This window comes from Candidatus Methanoperedens nitratireducens (assembly GCF_900196725.1).
Lineage (GTDB): Archaea > Halobacteriota > Methanosarcinia > Methanosarcinales > Methanoperedenaceae > Methanoperedens > Methanoperedens nitroreducens_A.
On record NZ_FZMP01000245.1, the window covers coordinates 1 to 4,545 of the forward strand.

The window sequence follows — 4,545 nt, forward strand, 5'->3', positions numbered from 1 at the left end:
GTGCGTGAGACTTATGACGGTACAACTCCCATTGGTACAGGTTCAACTTATACTGCAATCTCTGTAGATGATATTAAAAATGTAAAATATCCATTTCCTACAATTGAAGAACAGCACGCTATCGCCCGCTTCCTTGACGACCGCACCCAGAAAATCGACTCCCTTATCGAGAAAAAACAAAAGCTGATCGAACTCCTCAAAGAAGAGCGCGCCGCCGTCATCAACGAGGCGGTCACAAAAGGGCTTGACCCGGGCGCGCCGATGAGGGATTCGGGTGTGGAGTGGTTGGGGGAGATACCGGGGCATTGGGAAATTAAGAGATTGAAATATGTGGCTGAAATCAACAGATACACATTAAATGAGAATATAGATAGTAACTACGAATTTCAATACATAGATATTGGAAACGTAACAATTGAAGGATTAACTCACCCGCCACAATTAATGGAATTTAAAGATGCACCGTCGAGAGCAAGAAGGATAGTTAAAAAAGGGGATACTATTGTCTCAACTGTTAGAACTTATCTAAAAGCAATTGCTTATATTGAAGATAAAGCCGATAATCTAATAGCTTCAACAGGATTTGCTGTATTAGCCTCAAAAGGGATGTTAGATACAAAATATCTTTACTACCTCATGATTAACGAAAAAATAATTGATACAATAAGTTCGCTTTCAACAGGTGTTAGTTACCCTGCTATAAATTCATCGGAATTAGCAAATATTATTGTATGGTTTCCAAAAGAAATCAAGGAACAACAAGAAATAGTTAATTTCATTGAATCCGAAACAGCCAAAACTCACCAAGTCGTTTCCAAAATGGAACAAGAAATCGCCCTCTTGCAAGAATACCGCACAGCCCTGATCTCAGAAGTCGTAACCGGAAAAATCGATGTGAGAGGTGAATGATAAATTAGACTGGATGAACAGGATTGACATGATGAAATTCAACATATAAGCGAAATCTTAAAATAAGAATATACTAATATACGATTATCTTAAAATAAGGTGAATCAATTTATGGAAAATATTCTATTTGGAAAAGTAACAAAAGCGGGAACCATAACCATACCCAAGAAGCTGAGGATCAAATATCACATTAAAACCGGTGATGTTGTAAGATATTCTGATACAAATGACGGGATAAAGATCATGCCATCTGAGACCTCGATAATTCCTCCTGGAATAAAAGCGATATGGGAGGAAGCCGATAACAGAAAAATCACCATTAAAGAAATAGTGGAAACTGTTAAGAAAGAACGCAAGAAAGCGTACAATGAAGAATATTGAACTGAAATTTTTTCTTGATACGACCGTGGTTGTTTCGGCTGTAACAGGACGAAATACGGAGGCGTGGGTACTACTTGAGTCCGGCAGGAAGAAAGTAATCTCTCTGTATGTGAACGAATTCATCATAAAAGAGACCCGTAGAACCCTGAAGGTACTGCAAATTTCACAGGAAAAAACCAATTACGCTGTTGAATATGTTGTGGAATGCTGCACTGTAAGAGGGAATGTTCCAAAAAAAGAGTTTTCAAGATTCAAAATCAGGGACAGGAGTGATATTCCGATCCTTGCGGGGGCTGTGCAGGAATCAGCGATACTGGTGACTGAAGATAATGTATTGATAAAGGATGCAATGGAGTATATTGGGAGTGTTACGCCGGGAGAGGCTTTAAGGAAATTGAGCGATTTGGCGGGAGTGTAACATAATTAACGCGACCTCAAAACACCAGCAAAAACAACCATAACGGAATAAATGAAACTCTTATCCCTTCAATCTCCCTTTCCTCCATTAGCGTTTTTGTCACAACATATGCATTTTTAACGCCAAAATTTTTACAAAAACCCAGGATACCTTTTAAATCCGCATCCTCGATGGAAGATCTGTATTTTACTTCAACAGGAACTAATTCCGACCCGTAACTCATTATAATATCTGTCTCGTTCTTTTTTTTATCAAGCCAGTAGAATATCTTTCCCATGGGGTAGCCGGAAACATGCTTGAGGCAGTGCAGATATACAGATGTTTCAGCATCAAAGCCGATATCCTGGTGCCCGCCTATGGAATTCTTAAGACCGATATCGCAAAAATATATCTTTTTTTCTTTTTTCTCCGAAGCCTTTTTGCTTTTTGTATAAAAATCAGACAGATAAATGAGATGTGAACGGGCGAGATGGAAAACATATTGTTTTGAGGTCTCCTTGTCCCCGTCATTTTGTTTTGCGATTCCAAGGTAACTGAAACGCTCGCTTGAATGAGCTGATACGAACCTGAAGACGGATTCAAGGAGAAGAGGGTCGCGAATCCTGAAAATTCTTACAATGTCCCTGTATATCAGGAGACTTGTATATTCCTCTGAAAGTATTTTGAACCATACGTCTTCATTTTTTACATCAAACCATTCCGGGAATCCTCCGACGTTCAGGTACTGCGATAGGAAACCAGCTATCTCGTTGATTTTCGGGGAAAGCTCGTAATACATTTGTTTCATGGATTTGAATTGAAGCGCCGCCTCTTGTATCTCTATGCCATTGAACTGCAAGAACTCCCTGAATGTAAGAGGGAAAACATCAATAAAACTTATTCTTCCTGCAAGGCTTTCTGATGAGTTTTTATAGATAAGGCTTGAAGATGAGCCTGAAACAATGAATTTTGAAGCATATTTGAGGTCATAATATTTTTTCAAGAGCTGTTGCCATCCCCTGACATTCTGGATCTCATCAATGAAAACATAGCTTTTATTATCTTTCAGGGAAACCATGTTATTCTGCTGGCAGAAATCAAGCGCTTCCTCAAGGTTCGCTCTTCCAGGCTTCTCAAAGTCATCTGTATTTATGTAGAATATGTTTTTGGGGTGAGTACCATTGTCAAGAAGATACTTGATTGATTGATAAATGAGCGTTGATTTGCCGCTTCTCCTTATACCGAGGATTGCAAGGAGCTTCTGATCTTTTAAACGCTCTGCTATCTTTCTAAGGTATTCCCTGCGGTTTATACCAGTAAGCTCTTCTGGTACACTTCCCGATGCCCACCATGGGTTTCTCTCGATAATGCTTCTTTCATACATAATTATTACTAGTATATTAGCAATAAACTATATATTTTTAGCGGTTATGATAGTAACAAATAATAAAAGCAGCAAAGAGGCCGTCATGATGATGGTACAAAAGATTATAGAATAGTTCAGAGATTTCTGTAATTTACGAAAAATTAGCCGCAGATGAATGCAGATACGAAGCTACAAATCTGCGTTCATCTGTGTTTATCTGCGGTTTTATTTTTGGATATTACGGTTATTTCCGGGCTTCGCTAAAGCCTATGAATACCTTATATGAATATTTATCTGGGCACTGCTGTCCCCCAATGTCTGGACTACAATGCCGTAACCTTTTGCTGCCGTAATTTTACGGCTGAACCTGCTTATCATTTTATCCTCGATGACTGATTGGAAATCCCTGTTATTCATGAGGTTGTCGTACTGTTCACTGCCTGATACGATGTATATGTTTATATTCGCCGTCGAATCTATCTCCACGTCTGCCGCCACATCGAAATCAAAAGGATACGAGGGGTCGTTTAGATATAAGAACGTCAGGTAGCCGGGCTCCAGCTTTATGTTCTCATTGCGCTCCAGCCCTGCAAAAACCATCACAGCGTAGCACGTCTTCTCCTCGCAGTATATCCCGACACCACTATCGCTGAACAGCCCGTCCCTGTCCATTATGGGCGACCTGTGCGCAGGGCTGCCAAGCCATCCGTTCACCGCTGTTTCGCTGATGTTGACCGTTTCGTTCAATCCTTCTATCATATACAGGTTCTCGGAAGCCACAGTATAGAATATTTTACTCTCCTTCAGCCTGTCACCTGCGTCTTTCCCTTCTATGTCCTTGTGATGGAATCCCTGTATGGAGAGTGTTTTGCTGTAGTTTTTTGATACAGATGCTATCCTATCGTTCCATTTAAGCGACTTTAATCCCGACTTCGCTCTCTCCTTATTGACCTGGTCAAAGACCTCGCGCTCAAGCTGCGGGATATTGAGGACAGAGGTATTAAAAAGAACCTTTCTGAGATCCTTTTCCCGGACAGTAAAATCAATGCCGCTGTAATTGAAACTTTCACTGGGGAATTCAAAATAGAATTCAAATGGATTGCTCTCATAAGTCCCGTTCAGGGCTATCAATCCCGGTCTTAGCTTCTCAAGGTTCGTGGTAAAGCTTCCATTCTGTGCATAACCCAGAAGGATGCCATTATTGAGAACATTGCCTTCCAGGGGCTCTCCGGTTTCATTAATTGAAAAACGCATCGAGTAGGAGCTGTCCCCTACATACGAAGTGCACCCTGCCGTAAATATGGTCAACGAGACCAGAAGTATTACAAACAACGCCGTTTTACCGCTCATACGTACCATCGCTCTTATTAATAATAGTTTTAGTTTTTAATATAATTTTCTATGTGTATTAGGGCACTATCCTAAAATCCAGTGATTTTGCACTTTTTCCGGCATAGAGGCCTGATGATCTGATAACAATACCTCTCTAATA

The 4,545-nt window shown here is 40.3% G+C and carries 5 protein-coding genes; 3 read left to right on the forward strand and 2 right to left on the reverse strand.

The window, feature by feature from the left end; all coding sequences use genetic code 11:
* From MNV_RS18290 to MNV_RS18300, 3 genes are all read left to right on the forward strand, one after another.
* Window positions 1–909 (forward strand): restriction endonuclease subunit S (locus tag MNV_RS18290; protein WP_143311907.1); only part of this gene is annotated, 909 nt, incomplete at its 5' end.
* 111 nt (window positions 910–1,020) lie between these two features.
* Entirely contained in the window at window positions 1,021–1,290 is a 270-nt protein-coding gene (locus tag MNV_RS18295) for an AbrB/MazE/SpoVT family DNA-binding domain-containing protein (RefSeq protein WP_096207382.1), read from the forward strand.
* Window positions 1,277–1,708, forward strand: a complete 432-nt coding sequence (locus MNV_RS18300) for a PIN domain-containing protein (protein ID WP_096207383.1) — start codon at window positions 1,277–1,279, stop codon at window positions 1,706–1,708. The genes MNV_RS18295 and MNV_RS18300 overlap by 14 nt, the downstream gene beginning before the upstream one ends.
* A gap of 16 nt (window positions 1,709–1,724) precedes the next feature.
* On the opposite strand, the gene MNV_RS18305 is transcribed toward MNV_RS18300, so the two are convergent.
* Together MNV_RS18305 and MNV_RS18310 are read right to left on the reverse strand one after the other, a co-directional pair.
* Window positions 1,725–3,071, reverse strand: a complete 1,347-nt coding sequence (locus MNV_RS18305) for an ATP-binding protein (protein ID WP_096207384.1) — start codon at window positions 3,069–3,071, stop codon at window positions 1,725–1,727.
* Window positions 3,072–3,320: 249 nt separating this feature from the next.
* Window positions 3,321–4,403, reverse strand: coding sequence for a CAP domain-containing protein (locus tag MNV_RS18310; protein ID WP_179294084.1), 1,083 nt, complete (start codon window positions 4,401–4,403; stop codon window positions 3,321–3,323).
* Window positions 4,404–4,545: the final 142 nt, after the last annotated feature.